Consider the following 26,344-nt stretch of genomic DNA (forward strand, 5'->3'; position numbering starts at 1 on the left):
ATGAAGAACCTCGGCCAGATGATGAAGCAGGCCCAGCAGATGCAGGCCAAAATGCAGGAGATGCAGGCCCGCCTGGGCGAGGTCGAGATGACCGGCCAGTCGGGCGCCGGCATGGTCAACGTGACGGTGAACGGCAAGGGCGAGATGAAGAAGATCAAACTCGACAAGTCGATCGTCGATCCGGAGGACATCGAGGTCCTGGAGGACCTCATCATCGCCGCCTTCAACGACGCCAAGGCCAAGGTGGAGCAGCACGTTGCCAACGAGACCCAGAACCTGATGGGCGGGATGAAGCTGCCGCCGGGCATGAAGCTGCCGTTCTAAGCGTTGAAAGGCCGGGCGCGAAGGCGGCCCGGCCGCCCTTTTAAAAAACGAAGCCGTGCCAGCGAAGCCTTGAATGATCGGATCTGAAATCGAGCGCCTGATCCAGCTCCTGTCCAAGCTGCCGGGGCTGGGGCCGCGGTCGGCGCGGCGGGCGGCGCTGCACCTGATGAAGCGTCGCGACAGCCTGCTGGTGCCGCTGTCCGAATCCATGGCGCTCGCCGCGGAGGCCATCCGCAACTGCTCGGTCTGCGGCAACCTCGACAGCCGCGACCCCTGCTCCGTCTGTTCCGACCACAGCCGTGACCGCTCGACCATCTGCGTGGTGGAGGATGCCGGCGACCTCTGGGCGCTGGAGCGTACGCGCGCCTTCCACGGCACCTACCATGTGCTGGGCGGCACGCTGTCGGCCTTGCAGGGGGTGGGGCCGGACGATCTGAACATCCCGTCCCTGGTGGAGCGCGCGAAGGACCCGGCGGTGACCGAGGTCATCCTGGCGCTGAACGCCACGGTGGACGGGCAGACCACCGCCCATGTGGTGACCGACCGCCTGTCCGGCAGCGGGGTCTCCGTGTCCCGTCTGGCCCACGGCGTGCCGGTGGGCGGGGAACTGGACTATCTGGACGACGGGACGCTGACCGCGGCGCTGAAGGCGCGGCGGCCGCTGTAGCGAGGTGTTTGTGGGGGAGGCCTTGCCCCCTCCCTAGCCCTCCCCCGCTTCGCAGGGGAGGGGATCAACTCCCTCCCCTGCGGAGCGGGGGAGGGAAGGGGCCCGCGAAGCGGGAAGGGTGGGGGCCCGTCTCGACCACCCACCCAATCCCCCAAACCTTACTTCTTCTTCAGCGCGGCGACGCCCGGCAGGTCCTTGCCTTCCAGCCACTCCAGGAAGGCGCCGCCGGCGGCGGAGATGTAGGTGAACTTCTCCTCTACGCCGGCATGGGCCAGCGCCGACACGGTGTCGCCGCCGCCGGCCACCGACAGCAGGCCGCCTTCCGACGTGCGCTCGGCGACGAGGCCGGCGACGGCGTTGGTGCCGCCGTCGAAGGGCTGGATCTCGAAGGCGCCCAGCGGGCCGTTCCACACCACCGTCTTGGCACCCTGGAGCTTCAGGCCGAGGAACTCGACCGTCTTGGGGCCGACGTCCAGCGCCATCTCGTCGGCGCCGATGCCGTCCGCCGGAACGGCGCGGTTGGCCGCACCGGCCTTGAACTCCTTGGCGACGATGAAGTCCTTCGGCAGCAGCAGCTCGCAGTTGGCGGCCTTGGCGGTCTCCATGATGGCGCGGGCCTGATCGGCCATGTCCTTCTCGCAGAGCGAGGCGCCGACATCCACGCCTTGGGCGAAGAGGAAGGTGTTCGCCATGCCGCCGCCCAGCGCCAGCATGTCGACCTTCTTCACGAGGTTGCCGAGCAGGTCCAGCTTGGTGGAGATCTTGGCGCCGCCGACGACGGCGGCCACCGGACGCTCCGGCTTCTCCAGCGCCTTGGTCAGCGCCTCCAGCTCGGCCTGCATCAGGCGGCCCGCGGCGGCCGGCAGATACCGGGCGACGCCCTCGGTCGAGGCGTGGGCGCGGTGCGCGGCGGAGAAGGCGTCGTTGACGTAGAGGTCGCCGAGTTCGGCGATCCGCTTGGCGAAGGCCGGATCGTTCTTTTCCTCTTCCGCGTGGAAGCGGGTGTTCTCCAGCAGCACGATGGCGCCCGGCCGCACGCCGTCGATGGCGGCCTTGGCCTTCTCGCCGACGCAATCCTCGCCGAAGGCGACGGTCTGGCCGACGGCGGCGCTCAGCGCGTCCAGCACGTTGCGCAGCGAGTTCTTGGCGTCCGGGCCGTTCTTCGGGCGGCCGAAGTGCGACAGAACCACGACCTTCGCACCCTTCTTCGCCAGCTCGGTCAGAGTCGGCGCCAGACGGTCGATGCGGGTCGTGTCGGAGACCTTGCCGTCCTGCATCGGGACGTTGAGGTCGGCACGCACCAGCACCGTCTTACCGTTCACGTCGAGGTCGTCGATGGTGTTGAACTCGGTCATGGTTGCTGTCCCTGCGGGTTGAACTTTTGCCCGGCAATCCAGCACAGGGGCGCACGCTTTGCAACGGCCCGCGTGGGCGACCGGTTGCCCCATGCGGCGAAAGGACCGGGCTCTGGGCGGGCGGGACCGCCGATCCCATCTCTATCCTCATGAACAGGATCACCCCGCAGTCCTCCGCCCGGCCAGCTCCCCGGCCAGCCCCCCGGTTGACTCCCCGGCTGGCTTACGCGGCCAGCCAGTCCGCCCGCGTCGCTTGGTTTCTCGGCCAGTACATGATGGCCACGCGGATCGGCCGGCGGATCACCGGGCCGCCGCGGCAAAGCCCTCCCGATGCCCGTCCGGTGCCCGGCACCCGCGCGATCCTGGAGGAGCTGCGCGCGCTGCTGGCCCGCGACCTCGCCAACATCGAAGCCGGCTACTACCGCCTGCCGCACGATCTGCTGCCCGACCCGCGCCGGCTGCTGACCGAGGCCGCGGCCTTCTTCCGCGACGTGCCGGAGGTGTCGCGGCGGCGCCGCGACCACGCGGCGGTGGAGGTGCGCGCCAACCCGCCGCCCGGCAGCGGGGGGCTGCCCGCCTACTACCGCCAGAACTTCCATTATCAGACCGGCGGCTACCTGACCGAGGAGAGCGCCCGCCTGTACGACCATCAGGTGGAGGTGCTGTTCGGCGGCGGCGCCGACGCCATGCGCCGCCAAACCCTGGTGCCGATCTTTGAGTATTTGAAAACGCGCCGCAGCGCCGATTGCCGCCTGCTCGACGTGGCCGCCGGGACGGGGCGCTTCCTGACTTTCGTGAAGGACAACCACCCGCGTCTGCCGGTCACCGCGCTCGACCTCTCCCCGGCCTATCTGCGCGAGGCGCGGCGCAACCTCGCCCCCTGGGCGCGCAGCAGCGCGCTGGTCCAGGCGGCGGCCGAGGCGATCCCGCTGGCCACCGGGTCGCAGGACATCGTGACCTGCATCTACCTGTTCCACGAGCTGCCGCCGAAGATCCGGGCCCAGGCCGCCGCCGAGATGGCCCGCGTGCTGAAGCCCGGCGGAATCCTGGTCTTCATGGACAGCGTGCAGTACGGCGACAACCCGATGATGGACGGGCTGATCGACCGCTTCCCGCAGTCCTTCCACGAGCCCTTCTACGCCCATTACGCCCGTAACGACCTGTTTGCCTTGTTCGCCGCCGCCGGGCTGCGCCTGCGCGACACGTCGCTGGCCTACATGTCCAAGCTCCTGGTTTTGGAAAAGCCGGAGGCCTGATCACGGAAGGTTGCAACAAAAGCGTCATGGTTCTGTAACTTGACCGTGGCTGGGGCCTGTGCAAAACGGGGACCCACCGGAAACGACGGGGCACGAATGGTGGTCGAAGCGGAGTCCAACCGGGAAACCGAGCTGAAGCTGGCCGTCAGGGCCGAAGACATGGCGAAGCTCCGATCCTGCCCGGCGGTCGCGTCCCGAGCCAAGGGAAAAGCCGGCACCAAGACCCTGGAAAGCACCTATTACGATACCGCCGACCGGCGTCTGGCCGGGCGTCTGGTGACGTTGCGCGTGCGCAAGGTCGGCAACCAGTATCTCCAGACGGTCAAGGGCGCGCCGGAGAGCGGCGAGCTTGGCCGGGCGGAGTGGGAGCATCCGGTCGCCGGACCGGCTCCCGACCTGTCGGCCATCGAATCGCAAGACGCGCTGGACCTGCTGGGCTCGGTCGGCGCGGCGGAGTTGCAGCCGCTCTTCACCACGCTCATCCAGCGCACCGTGCGGGTGGTGACGATGGGCGAGGGCGAAAGTGCCAGCCGCATCGAGGTCGCCTTCGACAGCGGCGAAGTTCGCGGCCCGGACGGCGCCTCCATCCCGGTGTCGGAGGTGGAACTGGAGCTTCTCGAAGGCTCCGCCGCCGCCCTCTACGATCTGGCGCTGGAGCTGGCCCAGGCCGCCCCGCTGCGGCTCGACCCGCGCACCAAGGCGGAGCGCGGCTACGCGCTCGCCGACGGGACGGTGGACAAGGTGGTCAAGGCGGGCAAGCTGGAACTGGACCGCGACACCACGGTGGAAGGCGCGCTGGCACGCATCCTGCGCTCCTGCATCGGCCACATGCTGGCGAACGAGGCCGTCACCCTGGTCGGCGAGGATGCGGAGGGCGTCCACCAGATGCGTGTGGCGCTGCGCCGCCTGCGCTCGGCGCTCGCCCTGTTCAAGGACTTCATCCCCGCCGACTCCTACGCCTGGCTGGTCGGCGAGGTGAAGTGGCTGGGCGGCAGCCTCGGCCCGGCGCGCGACTGGGACGTCTTCCTGGCCGAGTTGCTGGAGCCGGTGAAGGACTCCTTCCACCGCGCCGATGGCCACGGCAAGCCGCTCCAGGAGGACATCGACGCGCTCGCCGCCGCGGCGCGCGCCCGCCGCGACCGTGCCTACGAAGGGGTGCGCGAGGCCATCCGGTCAGAGCGCTACACCACCTTCCTGCTGAAGTTCGGCGCCTGGGTCGAGTCGCGGGGCTGGCGCGACCAGCCGGTCAGCGAGCATTCCGCCCGGCTGTTCGACCCGGTGGAGGATCTGGCCGACCATCTGCTGTCGCGCCGCGCCAAGAAGGCCCGCCGCGCCGGTCACGGCTTCGCGAGCCTGTCGGTGACCGAGCGGCACGAGCTGCGCATCGCCTTGAAGAAGCTGCGTTACGCGGCGGAGTTCTTCCGCAGCCTCTACGACGACAAGCCGGCCCGCCGCTACATCCAGGACCTGTCGGCCTTCCAGGACGCGTTGGGCCATCTGAACGACGTGGCGACGGCGACCCGCCTGCTGCACGAGTTGCACGACGACGGCAGCCGGCCCGAGCCGGGCGAGCCGCGCGCCGCCGGCATCGTCATCGGCTGGCACGCCCGCGGCGTGGCGGAGTCCGAACCGTCGCTCCGCGACCTGTGGAAGGAGTTCGCCGACGCGAAAGCCTTCTGGTCAAAGCCCGACCGGGAGGGGTAACCTTTCCCCCCATGCGGACCATCCTCGTCGCCAACATCAAGGGCGGTTGCGGCAAGACCACGATCGCCACCCACCTCGCCGCGGCCTGCGCCGCCGCCGGTCACAGCACGGCGCTGGCCGACGTGGACCGCCAGCGCTCCTCGCTCGGCTGGCTGGCCCGCCGCCCGGCCACGGCTTCCGCCCTGGTCGGTCTGGACTGGGCGAAGGACCTGTCCGACGCGCCGAAGGGCATCCAGCGCCTCGTCATCGACGCGCCGGCCGCGCTGAAGACCAAGCAGATCGAGGATCTGGTGCGGATGGCCGACGTCGTCGTGCTGCCGGTGCTGCCCAGCGCCTTTGACGAGCAGGCGACGCAGCGCTTCCTCGGCAAGCTGGAGGAGCTGAAGTCGATCGCCAAGAACCGCAAGTCGGTGGCGGTGGTCGGCAACCGCCTGCGCGCCCGCACCAAGGCGGCGGATCGGCTCGACCAGTTCCTCGGCGGGGTCGGGCACAGCGTGGTGACCCGCCTGCGCGACAGCCAGATCTACGCCGATGCCGCGGCCTCCGGCCTCAGCCTGTTCGACCTGACTGGCAAGCGCGCCGCCGAGCACCGCGCCGACTGGGAGCCGCTGCTGGCCTACATCGAGAAGGCGTGAGCCGGAAAGGCGCCGTTACACTCTGTTACGTTCGGCGGCAGCGCGGGACATCAAGCGGTTACAATCCGGCCTCACTTTAGCCGCATTCCGTTCAACCCGCGAGCCGTCCCCATGCCCTCCCTCTCCTCCACCATCACCCGGCAGATCGTCACGCCGGTGACCATCGTCCTGTTCGTGGTCTCCACAGTGACGGGAATCATGCTGCTGCTGCACTGGAACGGCAATCTGGTGCGCTTTTCCCACGAATGGCTCAGCGTCGGCTTCTCGGCCATCGGCCTGTGGCATCTGGCGCGCAACTGGACGGCATTCCTTCAGTATTTCAAGCGCAACGTGGCGCTGTCGGCCTTCGTGGTCAGCGTTGCCGGCTCGCTGGTCTTCACCGCGATGACCGGGACGCCGGCCTCCACCGGCGGCCCCGGCGCGATGATGCGGGCGGTGGCGAACGCCCCGCTGGCGACGGTGGCGCCGGTCTTCGGGCTGGACCCCGACAAGGCCATCCAGGCGCTCAAGGCCGCCAACATCGAGGCGCAGCACGGCGAATCGCTGTCGGTTATCGGCAGCCGCGCCGGCATGAACGCGGTGGGCGTGGCGAACATCCTCACCGCCGCCAAGCAGCCGAAGCCGGCATCGTAACGTCGTGGAAGCGCCCGCCTACACCCGCGCCACCAGGAACAGCCGCTTGAAGGGAAACAGCGTGCGGCCGTCGGGGCGTCGGGGATAGGCGGCGGCGAGCCGGGCGCGGTAGGCCGCCAGGAAGGCGTCCAGCTCCGCGCCCGCCAGCGTGTCGAGGACGGGCAGCAGCGTCGTGCCGCGCGTCCATTCCAGCACCGGGTCCTCACCCTCCAGAACCTGGAGATACTCGGTCTCCCAGAGGTCCAGGCGTCGGGCGAGCGGGGCGAGCCAGCCGTAATAGACGTCGGGCGCGTGCACCGGTGCGGTGCGCAGGACCGGCGCCAGCCGCTCGGCCCAGGGGCCGTCTGCCGCCGTCTCATACAACAGGCGGTGCGAGGGTGCGTCGAAGTTGCGGGGCATCTGCACGGCCAGCACCCCGCCGGGGGCCAGCGCTTGAAGCAGGTCGGGGAACAGCCGCTCGTGCCCGTCCAGCCATTGCAGGGCGGCGTTGGAGATCAGCAGATCGACCGGCCGGTCGGGGCGCCAGACCCTCAGATCGGCCTGGAGCCAGCGCACGCCGGACGGCGTGGTCCGCGCGCGCTCCAACATGGCGGGGGAATTGTCCACCCCCAGAACCTCGGCCTCCGGCCAGCGTTCGGCCAGCCGGCGGGCGAGCTGCCCGGCCCCGCAACCGAGATCGACCACCGTCCGCGGGGTCAGGGAGGGCAGGGCCGCCACGAGGTCGTGGGCCGGGCGGCGGCGCCAGGACTCGAACCGTGCGTATTGCTCGGGGTCCCACGGCATGCCCGGCCTCCACCGGTTGAAGGGGTTTGGGGGTTATTCCTGCTCGCGCTGGCGGGCGATCTGCTCGTCCATGTGGTTGTAGTGCTTCGTGACCATCATGAAGATCGTCCCGATGCAGCCGATGGCCAGCAGCCAACCGCCGTAATAGAACGCCGTGTCCGCCGCGCGCGACGCCGCCAGCAGGCCGATGAACGCCATGAAGCCCAGGATCCCCCCGGTGATCCACTTGCCCGTGCCTTCCAAAGTCCCGTTCCCTTCCTTCGCTGCCGGTCCCGCGCGGGGCGTGCGCCCGGCGGGATGCCGACGGGTTGACCGTGCCGCGAATTCTGGTGGAGCGGGCGCCGGAAATCAATCCGGGATGGGCGAATCCGATGTGGGCATTTCGCCCAAGCGGGCGGCCCCCTCCACGACGATCCCCGGGGGAAGCTCCAGCGCGAAGACGGTGCCCGTCGCGGTGCTTTCCACCAGCCGCAGGTCGCCGCCATGGGCGCGCAGCACCTCCCGCGCGATGGCGAGGCCCAGCCCGACACCGCCCGCCCGCGCGGAGCCGGCGAAGGGCTGGAACAGGTTGTCCCGCGCCCGCGGCGGCAGGCCCGGCCCGTCGTCAGCGACCAGCAGGAGCAGCCCGCCGCCGGGCCGGGTCTCCACCATCACCGTCACCGCTCCGGCCCCCGCCTGCGCCGCGTTGCGCCCCAGATTGACCAGCGCGCGGGAGAGCTGGGCGGCGTCGGCGCGGACGGTCAGCCCCTCCGGCACCCGGTTGTTCCAGCGCAGCTCCGCCCGCTCCCCATCCGGGCGCAGGGCGGCCAGCGCCGCGGCCCCGGCCTCCTCGACCAGCGGGCGCAGCGGCACCGCGGCCCGCGCCAGGGGCAGCAGGCCGTCGCGGGTGTAGGTCATCGTCTGGCCGCACAGCTCCACCGCCCGGTCGATGGAAGCCATCAGCCGCGGCGTGACCCGCCGCACCTCCGGATCGGCGCTTTCGGCCAGCCGCTCCGACAGCAGGGCGGCGGTGGACAGGATGGCGCGCAGGTCGTGGTTGATCTTGGCGACCGCGGTGCCCAGAGCGGCCAGCCGCTCGCGCTGGCGCAGCGCGCTGCGGATGGTGGCCTGCATGTCGGCCAGCTCGCGCTCCGCCACGCCGATCTCGTCGGTGCGGGTGCTCGGCTGGAAGGGCGGCGTGCCGTCGGGGTCGCGGCGGATGGCGACCAGCCCCTCGGTCAGGCGGCGCATCGGCCGCACCAGCAGCCGGGTCAGCGAGACGAAGACCAGCACCGCCGCGATCAGCGAGATCGCCACCGACAGCGCCAGGATGCGGCCCGAGAAGTCGACCATCGCCCGGATCATCGGCCGCTCGTCGATCACCATCTCGACCTGGAACGCAGGGTCCTTGGGCGACGGCCCGATCACCCGGATCACCCGGTCCCGCCGCTGGGCCAGCGCCATGAAGGCGTCGGCGGCCAGCCGCGGCGCCATGGTGGCGCGCAGGTCGAAGACGGCGTCCACCGTCGGCGGCATGGAGCGGGACAGCATGTAGACCCGGCTGTCCGGGCGGATCAGCTCCACCGCGTGGGCGCCGACATGGGCCAGCAGTTCGTTCTGAAGCTCCATCGCCACCATCATGTCCGGCGTCGCCTCGACCGACAGGGCGGCGAGATGGGCGGCGGCCAGCCGCTCCTCCAGATAGGTCAGGCGGTAACGCGCGATGGACGGCGTGTAGATCAGCACCTCGGCCAGCAGGACGAACAGCACGGTCAGCACCAGCAGCTTGGCCGACAGGCTGCGCGTCACGGAGGGCATGGGCATGGGCGGCGTCCGGGGGCAGGGTCCGGGGGAGAGGATGGCGGAAGATAGGTCAGGCGGGGGCGGCTGCCTAGCCGCAGCCGGGTCGGTGCGGGGTTTTGTCCGGTTGAGGGCGCGCTGCCGCCGGTCCATACTGGTTCTTCCGAACAGCCCGAAAAGGAGGGCAGGCCATGTCCATCCTGAGATTCGAAGCGGTTCTGCAGACCGACCGGACCGCCGCGCTGATGGCGACGACCGACGGGATCACCGGCAGCGGCGGCTGGATCGTCGACCACACGCTCTTTTCCGACGTGATGGCGGTCATCGCCTTCTGCGTCCCCGCCAACCGGACGACGGCGCTGGGCGACGCGCTGGCCGCCGCCGGCATCCTGGTCAGCCCGCCGCTGCCGCCCTCCCTTCCGGGGACCGGCGAGGCGGCGGAGCGGGAGCTGCAGGGGCAGTTGACCCTGACCTTCGCCAAGGGCACCGGCGACCTGCGGCACGAGGTCCCGGCCTTCGAATAGGCGTAGCGCTCGGTCCGGGGCCGCGCTCTCCTCTGGCGCGCCACTTCCAAGATTGGTAGTAGAACCGGCATGAGCGACCTTGCCCGTCACATCGACTCCCTGTCCCGCGCCAGCGTGCTGTGCGTCGGCGACGTCATGCTTGACCGATTCATCTACGGGTCGGTCGACCGCGTGTCCCCCGAAGCGCCGATCCCCGTTCTGCGGATCGAGCGCGAGACGGCCATGCTCGGCGGCGCCGGCAACGTGGCCGCCAACCTCATGGCGCTGGGCGCCGGCTGCCGCTTCGTGTCGGTGGTGGGCGAGGACGCGGCGGGGCTGGAGCTGGTCCGCCTCGTGGCGAAGGAGACCGGCGACGGTGGCGGGCTGGTGGCCGAGCCGGGGCGCCAGACCACGGTCAAGACGCGCTTCATCGCCGGCCGCCAGCAGCTTCTGCGCGCCGACGCCGAGTCCATCGCCGCCATCGCGTCGGAGGAGGAGGTGATGGTCGCCGCCCGCACCGGACTGCTAACGGTGGGCGCGGTGATCCTATCCGACTACGGCAAGGGCGTGCTGACCGACGCTCTGGTGGCGCAACTCATCCAGGCGGCGCGCGAGGCCGGGCTTCCGGTCGTGGTCGATCCCAAGGGCGACGATTTCGGGCGCTACCGCGGGGCCAGCGTGATCACGCCCAACCGCAAGGAGCTGATCCAGGCGACGGGGATGCCCGCCGACAGCGACGCCGAGGTCGAGGCCGCCTGCCGCTTCCTGTTGGAGACCTGCGGCATCGACGCGGTGGTCGCGACGCGCAGCGAGCGCGGCATGTCCGTGGTCACCCGCGACGGCGCCACCCATCTGCCGGCCAACGCGCGCGAGGTCTTCGACGTGTCGGGCGCCGGCGACACGGTGGTGGCGACGCTGACCTCGGCCCTGTCGGTGGGGGTCGAGTTGACCGACGCGGCGCGGCTGGCCAATCTGGCCGCCGGGATCGTGGTGGGGAAGGTCGGCACCGCGGTGGTCCGCGCGCCGGAGCTGCTGTCCGCCCTGCACGAGCAGGAATGGCGCAGCGGCGAGGAGAAGGTCGACACGCTGGAGCAGGCGGTCGAGCGGGCCGAACGCTGGCGCGCCCGCGGCAAGCGGGTGGGCTTCACCAACGGCTGCTTCGATCTGCTGCACCCCGGCCACATCTCGTTGCTGAACCAGGCCAAGGCGGCCTGCGACGTGCTGGTGGTGGGGCTCAACAGCGACGCCTCGGTGAAGCGGCTGAAGGGCGAGACGCGCCCGGTGCAGACCGAGACGGCGCGGGCGACGGTGCTCGCCTCGCTGGCCTGCGTCGATCTGGTGGTGGTCTTCGGCGAGGACACGCCGGAGGAACTGATCCGCGCCCTGCGGCCCGACGTGCTGGTCAAGGGGGCGGACTACACGGTCGCCACGGTGGTCGGCGCCGGCTTTGTGCAGAGCTACGGTGGCAAGGTCGTGCTGGCCGACCTCGTGGACGGCCAGAGCACGACCAACACCATCAAGCGCATGCAGCGCTGAGCGCCGAGGCGCTGGAGAGCGGGGCGCCGAAACCCCGGAGCCGGGGCTCCGGGGCGTCCGCGCCGCGCGATCACATCTTCTTCTGGACGCTGTCCGACGAGCGCTCCATGGCGCGGCCGCCCGCCTGCACGTCCTGGCCCATGCCTTCGACGGTGTTGCAGGCGGCGAGGCTGGTGGTCAGGGCGGCACCCAGGGCGGCGAAAAGGACGAGCTTCTTCAGGCTGCGCATGGCATTTTTCCTCTTGAGGTCGAAAACAATCGCCTGAAAAACGCGAGAAACCCACCCAAGGTTTCCGAAGACCCGCGATGCGGAAGGACAGTTCTCCACACTCAAACGGATAGGGGAGGGCGCGCATGTTCGAAGGGTTCACCCGCCACCGCATCGCCACCGACGGCGCCGAGATCCACACGCTGGTCGGCGGCGAGGGGCCGCCGCTCCTTCTGCTTCATGGCTTTCCGCAGTGCCACGCCCTGTGGAACCGGGTCGCGCCGCGGCTGGCCGAACGCTTCACCGTGGTGCTGACCGACCTGCGGGGGTACGGCCAATCGTCGAAGCCGCCGGGCGATTCCGCGCACGAGACCTACTGCAAACGCGCCAACGCGCGCGACCAGGTGGCGGTGATGGCCGCGCTGGGCTTCGACCGCTTCCGGCTGGCCGGGCACGACCGCGGCGCGCGGGTGGCCCACCGGCTGGTCCTCGACCATCCCGACCGGGTCGAGCGCGTCGCCTTCCTCGACGTGGTGCCGACGCTGGAGGTCTTCGCCCGCATCGACCAGCGCATGGCGACCGCCTATTACCACTGGTTCTTCCTGATCCAGCCGAACAATCTGGCGGAACGGCTGATCGGGTCGGACCCCGACTTCTATCTGGGGCAGGTGCTCGGCTCGATCGGCAGCAGCGCCGATATCTTCGAGCCGGAGGCGATGCAGGCCTACCGCGCCGCCTTCCGCGACCCCGCCACCGTCCACGCCATGTGCGAGGACTACCGCGCCGCGGCGAGCATCGACCTGGAGCACGACCGCGCCGACCGCGCGGCGGGCCGCAAGGTGGAAGGACCGGCCCTGTTCCTGTGGGGCCGCAACAGCGCGGTCGGGCGCCTCTACGACGATCCGCTGGGCATCTGGCGCGGCTACGCCCCGGCCATCGGGGGGCAGGTGATGCCCGCCGGCCATTTCATCCCCGAGGAGGCGCCGGAGGAGACGGCGCGGACGCTGCTGGACTTCTTCACGGAGTGATCCTCACGCCGTGCATCGCGGGACCGTCCTTTTGCCGAGACCCGAAGCACCGCTTCGGGCCGGCACTGAGGATGGAACACCGCTATGCGCTGCCAGCAGTTTCTGGAAACCATCAAAAAATGCTTCGACAAAAGCTTGATCGATTACCCCAAGTTCGAAGAATTTTCCACGAGCAAGGCGATCACGGGCGGCTGGGAAGTCTGGTTGCAGCTTGAAATCGCCTACGGCTTTTTGAAGATTGCCACCGATGAGGGCTATGGCTTCACTTGCGCGCGGGAAGAAACCTATCCTTATACCGTAATGGGGCATTACATCAACAGGGCGGGGGTCACCCTCGACCAACGCTCAGCGGCATGTTCAGATTTTCTTCTGAGAAAGAAGGGGCTCCTCTTTGGGGACGACACATACGTGGAGCTGAAGTGCATCAATCAGTCTCATGTCGATCCGCTTGGGAATGCCTGGAAGCGTTTCGATGATGATATCGAAAAGCAGACGGACCTTCTTCGCCACAATCCAACCCTGAACTGCATTTCGGTTCTTGTGGCGCGTGGCTACTTTCCGGAGAACGCGGTGAGGGGAGAGCAGCCTGCTCTTGCTGGTTACTGGGAAACTGGAAAGCGCGTTGCCTATGTCTATGATTTGGAATTGCAGAGCGTCACCAAGCTTGAAGATGTCGATCTTAATGAAAAAAATCGTCCGTTCTTCATTGCTGTTTCCGTCATCAATCAGCCGGATTACAAAGGAGGCATGTTCAGGCCCGAGTTGTGGGGTAGTCCAATGAAGATCGAAGAAAAGACACTGTTCAAGGAGTGACAACGGCTGCGGGAATGGTTGTGCCAGCGGTTGTCGGGTTTCAGGTGCGTGGGTGACAGCTTCCAGGTCTTGCGCGCCCGTGCAGAAGCCCATGACCCGCGCGACTCCGGCGCGGTTCTGCCAGCTCCGGTCGAAGACCATGTGCTCGCCCGTCGCGGGAAAATGGGGAATGAAGCGCTGGATGGACATCTGCGACATTTCGCGCTCCATCGGGATGGGCGGTGCGACGACGCGGAAGACGCGCGGGCGTACCCGCTCCTGAAGCTTTGCCAGTTCCATACGGAGTCTCGCCGGCTCCGCGCTGTATTCCTTCCGTTTCAGCGTCTTCGGAGGCCGGCCCACCGTCCCGTCATGATGTTTCGCCTTGTGCGTCTTGGCCCTGGGGCCAATCCTCTCCGCGCTTTTCCTGCGTGATGGCGCAGTCCGGCGGATGGTCCGGATCCCGGAGACGCGGCGGGAGCCGGAGCATCGCGACGGGGAGACCGGGGGTCCGCCGCTGATTACCATCAATTCGGGGCGGTTCCCGCGCGTTCCCATGCCGGTCGTTCAACCCGGCATCCCTCCCTCCGGACGAACTGTTCCGTTGCCAGTTGGCGTGAGCGGCGGCATAAATCGGCGCGCGGCCCTCCCCGCTGGACGGGAAGGCTTTTGGCGAACACAAAAATGGCGGAAGGAAAGCCCCCAATGGCTGAAAGCACTTTCGACGTCGTCGTGGTTGGCGGCGGTCCCGGCGGGTATGTCTGCGCGATCCGTGCGGCGCAGCTCGGTTTCAAAGTCGCCTGCGTCGAGAAGCGCAGCGCGCTGGGCGGCACCTGCCTGAATGTGGGCTGCATCCCCTCCAAGGCGCTGCTCGCCGCGTCGGAGAAGTTCGAGGAGGCCAAGCACGGCCTCGCCAAGTTCGGCATCAAGGTCGGCGGCGTGGAGCTGGACCTGCCGGGCATGCTGTCCCACAAGGACAAGGTCGTCAAAGAGAACACCGGCGGCATCGAGTTCCTGTTCAAGAAGAACAAGATCGCCTGGCTGAAGGGTGCCGGCCGCATCACCGCCCCGAACACCGTCGAGGTCGAGGGCGTGGGCACCGTCACGGCCTCCAAGGCCATCGTCATCGCCACCGGCTCGGAAGTCACCCCGCTGCCGGGCATCGAGATCGACGAGCAGAAGATCGTCTCCTCCACCGGCGCCCTGGAGCTGCCGGAGGTGCCGAAGCGCCTCGTCGTTATCGGCGGCGGCGTCATCGGCCTTGAGCTGGGCTCGGTCTGGGGCCGCCTCGGCGCGCAGGTCACCGTGGTCGAGTTCCTGGACCGCATCCTGCCGACCATGGACGGCGAGGTGTCCAAGCAGATGCAGCGCATCCTGGGCAAGCAGGGCATGACCTTCAAGCTCGGCTCCAAGGTCACCGGCGCCAAGGTCACCAACACCGGCGTCACCCTCTCGGTCGAGCCCGCCGCCGGCGGCACTGCCGAGGAGGTCGAGGCCGACGTCGTGCTGGTCGCCATCGGCCGCCGCGCCTTCACCAACGGCCTGGGCCTCGACGCCGTCGGCGTGGAGATGGACAACCGCGGCCGCGTGAAGATCGGCGCGCATTTCGAGACCAACGTGCCGGGCATCTACGCCATCGGCGACGTGGTCGAAGGCCCGATGCTGGCCCACAAGGCCGAGGAGGAGGGCGTCGCGCTCGCCGAGCTGCTGGCCGGCCAGGCCGGCCACGTCAACCACGACCTCGTCCCCGGCGTCGTCTACACCTGGCCGGAAGTGGCCGCGGTCGGCAAGACCGAGGAGGAGCTGAAGGCCGCCGGCGTCGCCTATAAGGCGGGCAAGTTCCCCTTCACCGCCAACGGCCGCGCCCGCGCCAGCGGCACGACCGACGGCTTCGTGAAGATCCTGGCCGACGCGCGCACCGACAAGGTGCTGGGCGTCCACATGGTCGGCCCGAACGTGTCGGAGATGGTCGGCGAGCTGGCCGTGGCGATGGAGTTCAGCGCGTCGGCCGAGGACATCGCCCGCACCTGCCACGCTCACCCGACCCTGTCGGAAGTGACCAAGGAAGCCGCCCTCGCTGTGGACGGCCGCGCCCTGCACATCTGAGGCGCGTCTCTCTCATAACCCTCTCCCCTCCGGGGAGAGGGTGGCCCGGAGGGCCGGTGAGGGGGTTGCGCTTATGGGAAGTTCGGCAAAAGTGCAACCCCCTCACCCTAACCCTCTCCCCAGAGGGTAGAGGGGACTTCAAGTGGGGTCGCTCCGGTCGGGGAGGGGGCAATGCACCTCCCACCTTCCGACTCTACGGCGTCTTCTTCGCCCGCGGGTGCGCCGAGCGGTACACCTGCATCAGCTGCTCGCTCTCCACGTCCGTGTAGCGCTGCGTCGTCGACAGCGAGGCGTGGCCAAGCAGATCCTGGATCGCCCGCAGATCGCCACCGTCCGCCAGCAGATGCGTGGCGAAGCTGTGCCGCAGCGCGTGCGGCGTCGCGGTCTCCGGAAGCCCCATCAGGCGGCGCAGGTCGCGCATCCGCCGCTGCGCGATGGCCGGGGCGAGCTGCCCGCCGCGCACCCCGACGAACAGCGGCGCGTCCGGACCCTGGCGGTAGGGGCAGGCGTCCATGTAGGCGCGCACCGCCTCCGTCACCGCCGGCAGCACCGGGACGATCCGTTCCTTGTTGCCCTTGCCGGTGACGCGCAGCGTCTCACCCAGCGGCGCCTCGCGGCGCGTCAGGTTCAGCGCCTCCGAGATGCGCAGGCCGCAGCCGTAGAGCAGGGTGAACAGCGCCCGGTCGCGCTTGCCGACCCACGGCTCGTCCGGCTCCTTCTCCGACTCCTCCAGCAGGCGGTCGGCGTCCAGCACGGTCAGCGGTTTCGGCGCCGGGCGCTTGATGCGCGGGCCGGAGAAGGTGTTGATCGCCGGGTTGTGCAGGCGGCCGTCGCGGTCCATCCAGCGGAACAGGTTGCGCACCGACGACAGGGCGCGCGACCGGCTGTTGGAGCCGATCCCCTTCATGGCGAGGTGGGACAGCCAGGAGCGGAAGTCGGTGACGGTCAGCGCGGCGAGGTCGTTCATCGACGGCGGCTTCGCCTGATAGCCGGTGATGAATTCCAGGAAGGTCGCGACGTCGCCGATGTAGGCGGTCAGCGTGTGGGGCGAGACGTTGCGCTCGCTCTCCATCCAGCGGCGCCAGTGGACCAGCACGTCCTGCACGTCGGGCTGGGCGGCGAAACCGAGGACGGGGTTCTGCTTTCCGGTCATGCGTTCTGTCGGGTCAGGCCGGGAGTTCGAGCCAGCCGCGGATCACCCGCTCTACCACGCGGGCGAGGAAGCCGACCAGCTCGGTGCCCTGGCTGCCGTGGAAGGTGTCGGGCTCGCGGCTGCCGAAGGCCAGCATGCCGTCCGGCGTCTCGCTGGAGACCTGGAGGCGGATCAGGATTTCCGACCGCACCAGCCCGGCGCCGGGGCCGTACAGCTCCGGGTCGCCCTGGATGTCGGCGTTCAGCGCCACGTCGGCCTTGCCCAGCCAGCGGTCGACGGTCCCCGGCTCGACCACCCGCACGCCGGAGGTCTGGACGTGCGGAGTGTCGTGGCCGTTCGATTCGACGATCAGGCAGGCGACGTCCAGGTCCAGGAGCACCGCCAGATCGGTGGTGATGGTCTGGATGAGCTGTTCGAAGCTCTGCGCGTCGAGGAGGAACAGCACCGCCGCGTGGATGCGGTTCTGGCTGTTCATGTTGGCGCGCGAGGTGCCGATCAGATCGCGCTGCTGGTCCTTCAGCAAGCGGACCTCGCCGCGCAGACGTTCGAGCATATAGGCCTGCAGGTCCACCACCCCGCGCCCGCGGTCCTGCGACGGCGGGGTCAGATGGTGGACCAGCTCGCCGTGATGGACCAGGAAGTCGGGATGGTCCCGCAGGTAGGCGCACACGTCCTCGGCGGTCGGCGCGTCCTTCCTCTGGGGGGTGTGTCCCGGTTCCCGGCCCATGCCGCCGTCCTCAGAGGATGGACTGGCCGGTCTTCTGCCAATCGGCGACGAACTGGGCGAGGCCCTTGTCGGTCAGCGGATGGTTGAAGAGCTGCTTCAGGACCGACGGCGGGGCGGTGACGACGTGGGCGCCCAGGCGGGCGGAGTCGACGATGTGGATCGGGTTGCGGATCGAGGCGACCAGCACTTCGGTCTTGAAGTAGTCGTAGTTGCTGTAAATCTCCACGATGTCGGCGATCAGGCCCATGCCGTCCTGCCCGATGTCGTCCAGGCGGCCGACGAAGGGCGACACGAAGCTGGCGCCGGCCTTGGCGGCCAGGATCGCCTGGGCCGGGGAGAAGCACAGCGTGACGTTGACCATCGTGCCTTCGGAGGACAGCGCCTTGCAGGTCTTCAGGCCGGCCGGGGTCAGCGGAACCTTGACCGTGACGTTGTCGGCGATCTTGGCAAGCTTCTTCCCTTCCGCCAGCATGGTCTCGAAGTCGGTGGAGGCCACCTCGGCGCTGACCGGGCCGTCCACCACATCACAAATTTCGGCCACGAGGTCGAGGAAGCTGCGACCGGTCTTGGCGACGAGGGAGGGGTTGGTGGTAACACCGTCCAGCAGGCCCGTGTCGGCCAGATCGCGGATCTCGGCGATGTCGGCGGTGTCAACGAAGAACTTCATGACCTGGAATCCATACTTGCTGAGGAAGACCGTGCCCTGTTTCCCGGGATTCGCTGCCCGGCGTCGCGGCCAGGGGGCACTCTAGCCGATGCGTGAAAATTCCGCCAGATCCGGGGCCAACCCCGGAACCGCTTCCGGGATCACCTCCGGAGGGGGGCCGGCGCAGGCTCTTCTGCCGGGCACGGTGCCGGTGGACGCGGACCCGCGCGTCCGCGTGCTCCTGCCGCTGCCGCTGCGCGAGGCCTACGACTACCGCGTGCCCGCCGGGATGACTCTCGTCCCCGGCGACTATGTGGAGGTTCCGCTCGGGCCGCGCCGCGTGCTGGGGGTGGTGTGGGGCGACGGTGCCGGAGTCGTCGAGGCCGCGCGGCTGAAGCCGGTGGTCCGCCGCTTCGACGTGCCGCCGATGCCGGAGGTCGAGCGCAAGTTCGTGGAGTGGGTCGCCGCCTACACCATGACGCCGCCGGGCCATGTGCTGCGCATGGCGATCAGCGTGCCGTCGGCTCTGGAGCCGGCGAAGGCGACGCTCGCCTATCTGCGCAAGCCCGACGCGGAGCCGCCGCCCGGCTTCAAGATGACCGAGCCGCGGCGGCGCGTGCTGGCCCTGCTGGACGACGGCCCGCCGCGCACCCCGGCGGAGCTGGCGGAGGAGGCCGGCTGCGGCGTCACCGTGGTGCGCGGGCTGGCCGAGGCCGGGCTGCTGGAGCCGGTGCTGCTCCAGCCGACCAAGCTCGGGCGGCCCGACTGCCACCGTCCCGGCCCCACCCTGTCCGCCGACCAGGAGGCGGCGGCGGCGGACCTGCGCGCCCGCGTGGAGTCCGGCGTCTATTCCACCGTGCTGCTCGACGGGGTCACCGGCTCCGGCAAGACCGAGGTCTATTACGAGGCGATCGCCGCCGCCCTGAAGGCGGGCAAGCAGGCGCTGGTGCTGCTCCCGGAAATCGCCCTGTCGGCGCAGTGGCTGGATCGCTTCGCCCGCCGCTTCGGCGCGCCGCCGGCGGAATGGCACTCCGAGCTGACCGGGGCGCAGCGCCGCGACACCTGGAGGGCGGTGGCCAACGGCGAGGTGCCGGTGGTGGTCGGCGCCCGCTCCGCCCTGTTCCTGCCCTACAAGGCACTCGGCGTCATCATCATCGACGAGGAGCACGACCCCGCCTACAAGCAGGAGGAGGGGTCGATCTACCACGCCCGCGACATGGCCGTCGCGCGGGCGCATCTCGGCGGCATCCCCACCGTGCTGGTCTCCGCCACGCCGTCGCTGGAGACCAAGGTCAACGCCGACAGCAACCGCTACGCCCGCATCGAGCTGCCGGGCCGCCACGGCGGGGCGGTGCTGCCCGACGTCGAACTGGTGGACCTGCGCAAGGACCGGCCGCCGGCCCGCCACTGGCTGGCTCCGTCGCTCAAGAAGGCCATCGAGCAGACGCTGGCGGAGAAGGAGCAGGTGATGCTGTTCCTCAACCGCCGCGGCTACGCCCCGCTGACCCTGTGCCGGGCCTGCGGGCACCGGCTGCAATGCCCCAACTGCACGGCGTGGCTGGTCGAGCACCGGCTGGCCCGCAAGCTCCAGTGCCACCATTGCGGCCTGTCGCAACCGCTCTCCCCGACCTGCCCGGAATGCGGCGAGGAGGGGACGCTGGCCGCCTGCGGTCCCGGCGTGGAGCGCATCGCCGAGGAGGTGGCGGAGCTGTTTCCCGACGCCCGCGCCGCCATCATGGCGTCCGACACGCTGTTCGGCCCCCGCGCCATCCAAGAGATGGTCCGCCGGATCGCCGACCATGAGCTGGACATCCTGATCGGCACCCAGGTGATGGCGAAGGGGCACCATTTCCCCATGCTGACCCTGGTCGGGGTGGTGGACGCCGACCTCGGGCTGGCCGGCGGCGATCTGCGGGCGGGGGAGCGGACCTACCAGCTCCTCCATCAGGTGGCCGGGCGCGCCGGGCGCGGCGAGCGGCCGGGGCGGGTGATGCTGCAGACCTACATGCCCGAGCATCCGGTGATGCAGGCGCTGGCCGCCGGGGACCGTGACGGCTTCTACCAGCTGGAGGCGGAGATGCGGCTGGAGGCCGGGATGCCGCCCTTCGGACGGCTGGCCGCCCTGATCGTGTCGGGGGAGGACGCGGCGGCGGTGGAGAAGCTGTCCATCGCGCTGGGCCGCGCCGCGCCGCGCAGCGACACCGTCGCCGTGCTGGGCCCCGCCCCGGCGCCGCTCGCCCTGCTGCGGGGGCGGCACCGGCGGCGCCTGCTGCTGAAGGCGCCACGCACCGTCCAGGTGCAACCGCTGATCGCGCATTGGCTGGAGCAGGTGGATATTCCGCCCAATGTGCGCGTGCAAGTGGACGTCGATCCCTACAGCTTCCTGTAGAGGTGCGGTGCCCGTTAAGAAATATCGCACTCCTGTAAAGGGGGGCTGCGACCGATTGTCCCTGCGCGCTCCGCAAGGCACCTGTGACGTTTGGTCCGTTGCGAGCGGCGGGTCATGGTATTACCAGAGTATGGAAGTCATCTTTCGCCGAGCGATCTCATGTCCAGGCTGCGCGGTCGTTTCCACCTCCCCACCTTGCTGACGGTTCTCCCGGTTCTCGCGTTGCTGGCGATCATCGCGCTGGCGGCGGGCGTGCCCGCCCAGACCCGGGGGACGGAATCGGACGCCAAGGCGCTGCTCGACAAGACCAGCGGCTATCTGCGCCAGCATGGCGCCGACGCCGCCCCGGACGCCTTCGCCCAGCGGGACGGCGCGCTGATCGACCGCGACCTCTACCCGATGCTGATCGACCGCGACGGCGTGATGGTGGCCCACGGCTGGACGCCGTCGCTCAACGGCTCGAACCTCAAGGACCTGAAGGACGTCGACGGCAAGCCCTTCATCCGGGAGGCGCTGGACATCGTGGCGGAGCGGGAGTCGGGCGCCGTCAGCTACAAATGGACGGACCCGCTGTCCGGCCAGATCGCGCCGAAGACGATGATCGTGCGGCGCGTCGTTCTGGGCGGCGAGCCCTACCTGCTGTCGGTCGGCGTGTATCGCTGACCGGCTTCATCGGAGGGCGATCCGGCAGGCGATCCAGCGGGCCGGCGGCGGCCGAATCGAACTTTTCCGAAGGGTGAAAAAGAGGCTCAGAGCACCGAGACGGACCGGTCGGCCCGCGGCCGGGGGCGCCAGATCGACAGGCATTCGGACGCGCTGCCGCCCGAGCCGATGCCGTACCAGCCGGAGCGGTCGTTGAAGGACAGGCTGTAGCGCCCGCGCCCGTCGCGCTCGAAGCGGAAGACGGGACGGTCCACGCCGGGCAGGAGGACGAGGAGCCGGTCATGCTCCCGGCCCGTTTCGCGGATGACCCCGGCCCAATGGCCAAGGCGCAGCTTCGGCTCGGCCACCGCCTCGAACTCGTTGAGGTCGGCGGGCGTGAAGCGGGCGCAGGAAAAGGCGACGACGGTCATGATTGGCCTGGGTTTGTCCTGTCAGACGGGCTGTGAGGCGACCGTGCGCGCGAATGGTTAAACGGGTGTTAAGCGAGGCGTTAGGTCACAGTCTGGTCTCTGGCGGGGCTCCGGACCGCCGCGCGGCGGGCACCGGAAATCGGCCTCCGGGGCCGGCCTCCGGGAGGGCAGGTCCTTCAGATGCCAAGGTGATCCGTTGCAGTTGTGAAGTGGTATGCCCATTTCCAGCCGCCGTCGCCAAGAACGGACCCCACGCCGCAGGGGCGCAAAACGCCGCACGCAAGCCGCGTGCAAATTGTCCAGACCCCGTTGCGCAGGGCCTAATCCTGTGATATTGGACCGCTCGCTTTCGCGGGCTGGGCCGCCGCGATGTGGGTTTTGCCCTATTTAAGGCCCTGAAAATTCACCGTCTACCGAACTCAATTCGAGGGATCAGGTGGCAATCGAAGGTACAGGCGTTTCCGAACTCGCTACGCGCTACTCCATCGCGCTGTTCGAGCTTGCGGACGAGAACAAAGCGTTGGATCAGGTCGCGAGCGATCTGGTCGCGCTGAAGCAAATCCTGGCTGAGAGCGCCGACCTTCGCCGCCTCGTCCGCAGTCCCGTGATCAGCCGCGCCGACCAAGGCCGGGCGATGGCCGCGGTTCTGGACCGCGCCGAAGTGTCCGATCTGACCAAGCGCTTCATCGGGCTGGTGGCCAAGAACCGCCGCCTGTTCGCGCTGGAAGGCATGATCGAAGGCTATCTCGCCGAACTGGCCCGCCGTCGTGGCGAAGTGACCGCCCAGGTCACCTCCGCCCAGCCGCTGAGCGACGCTCAGCTGGCCGCGGTCACCGACGCGCTGAAGGCGTCGATCGGCTCCAAGGTGTTGATCAACACCACGGTCGATCCCGCGCTGATCGGGGGCATGATCGTTAAGTTCGGCTCGCGCATGGTCGACACCTCGGTGCGCACGAAGCTGAACAAATTGCAACTCGCCATGAAGGCCTCAGGGGGATCAGTCTGATGGATATCCGCGCCGCAGAAATCTCTGCGATCCTCAAGCAGCAGATCGCGAATTTCGGGACCGAGGCGGATGTCGCCGAGGTCGGTCAGGTCCTCTCCGTGGGTGACGGCGTCGCCCGCGTGCACGGCCTGGACAACGTGCGCGCCGGCGAGATGGTCGAGTTCCCCGGTGGCATCAAGGGCATGGCGCTGAACCTCGAGACCGACAACGTCGGCGTCGTGATCTTCGGCACCGACAGCGAGATCAAGGAAGGCGACACCGTCAAGCGCACGGGCACCATCGTGGACGTGCCGGTCGGCAAGGGTCTGCTGGGCCGCGTCGTGGACGGCCTGGGCAACCCGATCGACGGCAAGGGCCCGCTGGTGGACGTCACCCGCACCCGCGTCGAGGTCAAGGCCCCCGGCATCATCCCGCGCAAGTCGGTGCACGAGCCGATGCAGACCGGCCTGAAGGCCGTCGACAGCCTGGTTCCGATCGGCCGCGGCCAGCGCGAGCTGATCATCGGTGACCGCCAGACCGGCAAGACCGCCGTCGTCATCGACACCTTCCTGAACCAGAAGCCGATCAACCAGGGCGACGACGAGAGCAAGAAGCTCTACTGCATCTACGTCGCCGTCGGTCAGAAGCGCTCCACCGTCGCCCAGATCGTCAAGACCCTGGAAGACGCCGGCGCCCTGGAATACTCGATCGTCGTCGCGGCCACCGCGTCGGAGCCGGCCCCGCTGCAGTTCCTGGCGCCGTACACCGGCTGCACGATGGGCGAGTACTTCCGCGACAACGGCATGCACGCCCTGATCGTGTACGATGACCTGTCCAAGCAGGCCGTCGCCTACCGTCAGATGTCGCTGCTGCTCCGCCGTCCGCCGGGCCGCGAAGCCTACCCGGGCGACGTGTTCTACCTCCACAGCCGCCTGCTCGAGCGCGCCGCCAAGATGGGCGACGCCCACGGCAACGGCTCGCTGACCGCCCTGCCGGTCATCGAGACGCAGGCCGGCGACGTGTCGGCCTACATCCCGACGAACGTGATTTCGATCACCGACGGCCAGATCTTCCTCGAGACCGGCCTGTTCTATAAGGGCATCCGTCCGGCCATCAACGTCGGCCTGTCGGTGTCGCGCGTCGGCTCCGCCGCCCAGATCAAGGCGATGAAGCAGGTCGCGGGCACCATCAAGATGGAGCTGGCCCAGTACCGTGAGATGGCCGCCTTCGCGCAGTTCGCCTCGGACCTCGACGCCGCCACCCAGCGCCTGCTGGCCCGTGGCGCCCGTCTGACCGAGCTGCTGAAGCAGCCGCAGTTCCAGCCGCTGCCGGTCGAAGAGCAGGTCGTGTCGATCTTCTCGGGCGTGAAGGGCTATCTCGACAAGATCAAGGTCGAGGACGTCAACCGCTTCGAGCAGAAGTTCCTCGCCGAGGTCCGCTCCAAGGGGGCCGACATCCTGGCGACGATCCGCAACGAGAAGCAGATCACCTCTGCGACCGAGGAGCGCCTGAAGGCCTTCCTCGACAACTTCTCCAAGGTGTTCGTCTGATCGACGGCGGGGGCGCAGTTCCTGCGCCCCGTCCGTCAACCCGAACGACCCCGAGCGGAATGAAGGGCCGGCATGCCTAACCTCAAGGACCTAAAGAACCGGATCGCCAGCGTCCAATCGACGCGGAAGATCACCTCGGCGATGAAGATGGTCGCCGCCTCCAAGCTCCGCCGCGCGCAGGAGCAGGCGGAAGCCGGTCGTCCCTACGCCGAGCGCATGGGCCGCATGCTGGCCTCTCTCGCGGCCAACGTGCAGGACTCGGGCAACGGCCCGAAGCTGATGACCGGCACCGGTTCCGATCAGGTGCATCTCCTCGTCATCATCAGCTCCGACCGCGGCCTGTGCGGCGCCTTCAACGGCGCCATCGTCCGTGAGTCCCGCCGCCAGATCCTGCGCCTCCAGTCGGAAGGCAAGACGGTCAAGCTGCTCACCGTCGGCCGCAAGGCCCGCGACCAGCTGCGCCGCGAGTTCGGCTCGCTGATCGTCGAGACCTACGAGGATGTGGGTCGCCGCAAGCTGTCCTTCGCCGACGCCGATGTCGTCGCGCAGAAGGTTCTGGCGATGTACGACGCCGGCGAGTTCGACGTCTGCTCGGTGATCTTCAACAAGTTCAAGTCGGCGATCTCCCAGATCGTGACCGTCCAGCAGCTCGTTCCCTTCGCCGTCGAGGCGCAGGCGGACGAGGACGCCGCGGGCGCCGAGGTCAAGGCGATCTACGAGTTCGAGCCCGACGAGGAGCAGATCCTCGCCGAGCTGCTGCCGCGCAACCTGTCGATCCAGGTTTATCGCGCCCTCCTGGAAAGCGCCGCGTCCGAACAGGGCGCCCGCATGACCGCGATGGACAACGCGACGCGCAACGCCGGCGACATGATCAACAAGCTGACGATCACCTACAACCGCACGCGCCAGGCCTACATCACCAAGGAGCTGATCGAGATCATCTCCGGCGCCGAGGCGGTTTAACGGCGCAGCGTTCGCGGTCGATACGACGGCACATCCGACAATTATCGAGTTCCGAGGGAGCTTTACTCCATGGCCACCACCACCCAGGCGACGAACGCCGTCGGCAAGATCACGCAGGTCACGGGCGCCGTTGTCGACGTCCAGTTCGACGGCGAGCTGCCGGCCATTCTGAACGCTCTGCACACCCAGAACGACGGCAAGGTCCTCGTGCTCGAGGTTGCCCAGCACCTCGGCGAGAGCACCGTCCGCGCCATCGCCATGGACAGCACCGACGGCTTGGTCCGCGGCGCCGAAGTGACGGACACCGGCGCCCCGATCGCCGTGCCGGTCGGCCCGGCCACCCTCGGCCGCATCATCAATGTGATCGGTGAGCCGATCGACGAGCGCGGCGACGTCGGCGCCGAGCGCACCCTGCCGATCCACCGTGCGGCCCCGGACTTCGTCGAGCAGTCGACGGACGCCGAAGTGCTGATCACCGGCATCAAGGTCATCGACCTGCTGGCTCCCTACGCCAAGGGCGGCAAGATCGGCCTGTTCGGCGGCGCCGGCGTGGGCAAGACCGTGACCATCATGGAGCTGATCAACAACGTCGCGAAGGCGCACGGCGGCGTGTCCGTGTTCGCGGGCGTGGGCGAGCGCACCCGTGAGGGCAACGACCTCTACCACGAGATGATCGAGTCGGGCGTCATCAAGCTCGACGGCCCGGGCTCCAAGGTGGCCCTGGTGTACGGCCAGATGAACGAGCCGCCGGGCGCCCGCGCCCGCGTCGCCCTGTCCGGCCTGACCCTCGCGGAGTACTTCCGCGACGAGGAAGGCCAGGACGTGCTGTTCTTCGTGGACAACATCTTCCGCTTCACGCAGGCCGGTTCGGAAGTGTCGGCTCTGCTGGGTCGCATCCCGTCGGCGGTGGGTTACCAGCCGACGCTGGCCACCGACATGGGCGCCCTGCAGGAGCGCATCACCTCCACGAAGAAGGGGTCGATCACCTCGGTGCAGGCCATTTACGTGCCCGCCGACGATCTGACCGACCCGGCCCCGGCCACCTCCTTCGCCCACCTGGACGCCACCACGGTGCTGTCGCGTTCGATCGCCGAAATGGCGATCTTCCCGGCGGTGGACCCGCTGGACTCGACCAGCCGCATCCTGGACCCGCGCGTCGTCGGTGAGGAGCACTACACCGTCGCCCGTTCGGTGCAGCGCGTTCTGCAGACCTACAAGTCGCTGCAGGACATCATCGCGATCCTGGGCATGGACGAGCTGTCGGAAGAGGACAAGCTGGTCGTGGCCCGCGCCCGCAAGATCCAGCGCTTCCTGTCGCAGCCGTTCCACGTCGCCGAGGTGTTCACCGGCACCCCGGGCGTGCTCGTCAGCCTGGAAGACACCATCAAGGGCTTCAAGGGCATCGTGAACGGCGACTACGACCACCTGCCGGAAGCGGCCTTCTACATGGTCGGCACCATCGACGAAGCCATCGCCAAGGCGAAGAAGCTGGCCGCCGAAGCCGCCTGATCAGGGTCGGCTGAGGTTCGGTAACGAGGCTAACCCTCTC

26 protein-coding genes and 1 pseudogene are annotated in these 26,344 nt (G+C 68.8%); 17 read left to right on the forward strand and 10 right to left on the reverse strand.

Going from position 1 to position 26,344, the window contains the following annotated elements; all coding sequences use genetic code 11:
• Nucleotides 1-324, forward strand: a complete 324-nt coding sequence (locus FBZ83_RS05300; protein WP_014239409.1) for a YbaB/EbfC family nucleoid-associated protein — start codon at nt 1-3, stop codon at nt 322-324.
• A 73-nt stretch (nt 325-397) separates the two neighbouring features.
• Nucleotides 398-991, forward strand: coding sequence for a recombination mediator RecR (recR, locus tag FBZ83_RS05305; protein ID WP_145681399.1), 594 nt, complete (start codon nt 398-400; stop codon nt 989-991).
• 158 nt (nt 992-1,149) lie between these two features.
• On the opposite strand, the gene FBZ83_RS05310 is transcribed toward recR, so the two are convergent.
• Entirely contained in the window at nt 1,150-2,346 is a 1,197-nt protein-coding gene (locus FBZ83_RS05310; protein WP_145681400.1) for a phosphoglycerate kinase, read from the reverse strand.
• A gap of 149 nt (nt 2,347-2,495) precedes the next feature.
• Here FBZ83_RS05310 and FBZ83_RS05315 point away from each other — a divergent pair, with 149 nt between their 5' ends.
• The 4 genes from FBZ83_RS05315 to FBZ83_RS05330 all read left to right on the forward strand — a co-directional run bounded on the left by FBZ83_RS05315 (nt 2,496) and on the right by FBZ83_RS05330 (nt 6,574).
• Nucleotides 2,496-3,602, forward strand: coding sequence for a class I SAM-dependent methyltransferase (locus FBZ83_RS05315; RefSeq protein ID WP_145681401.1), 1,107 nt, complete (start codon nt 2,496-2,498; stop codon nt 3,600-3,602).
• A gap of 96 nt (nt 3,603-3,698) precedes the next feature.
• The gene (locus tag FBZ83_RS05320; RefSeq protein WP_145681402.1) at nt 3,699-5,306 is read left to right on the forward strand and encodes a CYTH and CHAD domain-containing protein; all 1,608 of its coding nucleotides are present in this window, start codon (nt 3,699-3,701) and stop codon (nt 5,304-5,306) included.
• 11 nt (nt 5,307-5,317) lie between these two features.
• Complete coding sequence (locus FBZ83_RS05325; RefSeq protein ID WP_014239415.1) at nt 5,318-5,941, forward strand: ParA family protein; 624 nt, start codon at nt 5,318-5,320, stop codon at nt 5,939-5,941.
• 111 nt (nt 5,942-6,052) lie between these two features.
• Complete coding sequence (locus FBZ83_RS05330) at nt 6,053-6,574, forward strand: DUF4405 domain-containing protein (protein WP_145681403.1); 522 nt, start codon at nt 6,053-6,055, stop codon at nt 6,572-6,574.
• Between the two features lie 18 nt (nt 6,575-6,592).
• On the opposite strand, the gene FBZ83_RS05335 is transcribed toward FBZ83_RS05330, so the two are convergent.
• The 3 genes from FBZ83_RS05335 to FBZ83_RS05340 form a co-directional block, all read right to left on the reverse strand.
• Nucleotides 6,593-7,357 carry a methyltransferase domain-containing protein gene (locus FBZ83_RS05335; RefSeq protein ID WP_145681404.1) on the reverse strand — a complete coding sequence of 255 codons (765 nt, stop codon included), beginning with the start codon at nt 7,355-7,357 and terminating at the stop codon, nt 6,593-6,595.
• Nucleotides 7,358-7,390: 33 nt separating this feature from the next.
• Nucleotides 7,391-7,555 (reverse strand): hypothetical protein, encoded by a 165-nt coding sequence (locus FBZ83_RS31345; protein ID WP_160174793.1) that lies wholly within the window; start codon nt 7,553-7,555, stop codon nt 7,391-7,393.
• Nucleotides 7,556-7,705: 150 nt separating this feature from the next.
• Entirely contained in the window at nt 7,706-9,160 is a 1,455-nt protein-coding gene (locus FBZ83_RS05340) for a sensor histidine kinase (RefSeq protein ID WP_145681405.1), read from the reverse strand.
• Nucleotides 9,161-9,327: 167 nt separating this feature from the next.
• Between FBZ83_RS05340 and FBZ83_RS05345 the strand changes: the two genes are divergently transcribed.
• Nucleotides 9,328-9,660, forward strand: a complete 333-nt coding sequence (locus tag FBZ83_RS05345) for a hypothetical protein (RefSeq protein ID WP_145681406.1) — start codon at nt 9,328-9,330, stop codon at nt 9,658-9,660.
• Nucleotides 9,661-9,729: 69 nt separating this feature from the next.
• Nucleotides 9,730-11,175, forward strand: coding sequence for a D-glycero-beta-D-manno-heptose-7-phosphate kinase (rfaE1, locus tag FBZ83_RS05350; protein WP_145681407.1), 1,446 nt, complete (start codon nt 9,730-9,732; stop codon nt 11,173-11,175).
• A gap of 70 nt (nt 11,176-11,245) precedes the next feature.
• On the opposite strand, the gene FBZ83_RS05355 is transcribed toward rfaE1, so the two are convergent.
• On the reverse strand, nt 11,246-11,404 hold the full coding sequence (locus FBZ83_RS05355) for an entericidin A/B family lipoprotein (RefSeq protein WP_114857656.1): 159 nt from the start codon (nt 11,402-11,404) through the stop codon (nt 11,246-11,248).
• Between the two features lie 125 nt (nt 11,405-11,529).
• Between FBZ83_RS05355 and FBZ83_RS05360 the strand changes: the two genes are divergently transcribed.
• Both FBZ83_RS05360 and FBZ83_RS31790 read left to right on the forward strand, forming a co-directional pair.
• Nucleotides 11,530-12,411, forward strand: a complete 882-nt coding sequence (locus tag FBZ83_RS05360; RefSeq protein ID WP_145681408.1) for an alpha/beta fold hydrolase — start codon at nt 11,530-11,532, stop codon at nt 12,409-12,411.
• A gap of 84 nt (nt 12,412-12,495) precedes the next feature.
• A complete protein-coding gene (locus tag FBZ83_RS31790; RefSeq protein ID WP_247888180.1) occupies nt 12,496-13,224 on the forward strand; it encodes a hypothetical protein in 729 nt (242 codons plus the stop codon).
• A gap of 36 nt (nt 13,225-13,260) precedes the next feature.
• Here the strand turns inward: FBZ83_RS31790 and FBZ83_RS32455 are convergent.
• Nucleotides 13,261-13,761, reverse strand: a pseudogene (locus FBZ83_RS32455) (hypothetical protein); the annotation flags it as partial.
• A gap of 147 nt (nt 13,762-13,908) precedes the next feature.
• Between FBZ83_RS32455 and lpdA the strand changes: the two are divergent.
• Nucleotides 13,909-15,309: a dihydrolipoyl dehydrogenase gene (lpdA, locus tag FBZ83_RS05370; protein ID WP_145681410.1), complete on the forward strand. Its 1,401-nt coding sequence runs from the start codon at nt 13,909-13,911 to the stop codon at nt 15,307-15,309.
• Between the two features lie 193 nt (nt 15,310-15,502).
• Here lpdA and FBZ83_RS05375 read toward each other — a convergent pair whose 3' ends face one another.
• Genes FBZ83_RS05375 through fsa form a run of 3 tightly spaced genes read right to left on the reverse strand, consistent with a single transcriptional unit; the run spans nt 15,503 to nt 17,856 of the window.
• Nucleotides 15,503-16,462 carry a tyrosine recombinase XerC gene (locus tag FBZ83_RS05375; RefSeq protein WP_145681411.1) on the reverse strand — a complete coding sequence of 320 codons (960 nt, stop codon included), beginning with the start codon at nt 16,460-16,462 and terminating at the stop codon, nt 15,503-15,505.
• Between the two features lie 13 nt (nt 16,463-16,475).
• Complete coding sequence (locus FBZ83_RS05380) at nt 16,476-17,189, reverse strand: DUF484 family protein (RefSeq protein WP_145681412.1); 714 nt, start codon at nt 17,187-17,189, stop codon at nt 16,476-16,478.
• A gap of 10 nt (nt 17,190-17,199) precedes the next feature.
• Nucleotides 17,200-17,856: a fructose-6-phosphate aldolase gene (gene fsa / locus FBZ83_RS05385; protein WP_014239434.1), complete on the reverse strand. Its 657-nt coding sequence runs from the start codon at nt 17,854-17,856 to the stop codon at nt 17,200-17,202.
• An 88-nt stretch (nt 17,857-17,944) separates the two neighbouring features.
• On the opposite strand from fsa, the gene FBZ83_RS05390 reads away from it, so the two are divergent.
• Together FBZ83_RS05390 and FBZ83_RS05395 are read left to right on the forward strand one after the other, a co-directional pair.
• Nucleotides 17,945-20,224, forward strand: coding sequence for a primosomal protein N' (locus tag FBZ83_RS05390; protein ID WP_145681413.1), 2,280 nt, complete (start codon nt 17,945-17,947; stop codon nt 20,222-20,224).
• A 159-nt stretch (nt 20,225-20,383) separates the two neighbouring features.
• Nucleotides 20,384-20,887, forward strand: coding sequence for a cache domain-containing protein (locus tag FBZ83_RS05395; RefSeq protein WP_247888154.1), 504 nt, complete (start codon nt 20,384-20,386; stop codon nt 20,885-20,887).
• 86 nt (nt 20,888-20,973) lie between these two features.
• Here FBZ83_RS05395 and FBZ83_RS05400 read toward each other — a convergent pair whose 3' ends face one another.
• Nucleotides 20,974-21,297: a hypothetical protein gene (locus FBZ83_RS05400; protein WP_014239437.1), complete on the reverse strand. Its 324-nt coding sequence runs from the start codon at nt 21,295-21,297 to the stop codon at nt 20,974-20,976.
• Between the two features lie 436 nt (nt 21,298-21,733).
• Between FBZ83_RS05400 and FBZ83_RS05405 the strand changes: the two genes are divergently transcribed.
• The 4 genes from FBZ83_RS05405 to atpD all read left to right on the forward strand — a co-directional run bounded on the left by FBZ83_RS05405 (nt 21,734) and on the right by atpD (nt 26,304).
• Nucleotides 21,734-22,303: a F0F1 ATP synthase subunit delta gene (locus tag FBZ83_RS05405; RefSeq protein ID WP_038526237.1), complete on the forward strand. Its 570-nt coding sequence runs from the start codon at nt 21,734-21,736 to the stop codon at nt 22,301-22,303.
• On the forward strand, nt 22,303-23,832 hold the full coding sequence (gene atpA / locus FBZ83_RS05410) for a F0F1 ATP synthase subunit alpha (RefSeq protein ID WP_035671446.1): 1,530 nt from the start codon (nt 22,303-22,305) through the stop codon (nt 23,830-23,832). The genes FBZ83_RS05405 and atpA overlap by 1 nt, the downstream gene beginning before the upstream one ends.
• 72 nt (nt 23,833-23,904) lie before the next feature.
• Nucleotides 23,905-24,795 (forward strand): F0F1 ATP synthase subunit gamma, encoded by an 891-nt coding sequence (locus FBZ83_RS05415; RefSeq protein ID WP_038526240.1) that lies wholly within the window; start codon nt 23,905-23,907, stop codon nt 24,793-24,795.
• A gap of 69 nt (nt 24,796-24,864) precedes the next feature.
• Nucleotides 24,865-26,304, forward strand: a complete 1,440-nt coding sequence (gene atpD, locus FBZ83_RS05420; protein ID WP_014239441.1) for a F0F1 ATP synthase subunit beta — start codon at nt 24,865-24,867, stop codon at nt 26,302-26,304.
• Nucleotides 26,305-26,344 lie beyond the last annotated feature (40 nt).

The sequence above is a fragment of the Azospirillum brasilense genome (assembly GCF_007827815.1).
In the GTDB taxonomy this organism is placed as follows: domain Bacteria; phylum Pseudomonadota; class Alphaproteobacteria; order Azospirillales; family Azospirillaceae; genus Azospirillum; species Azospirillum brasilense_C.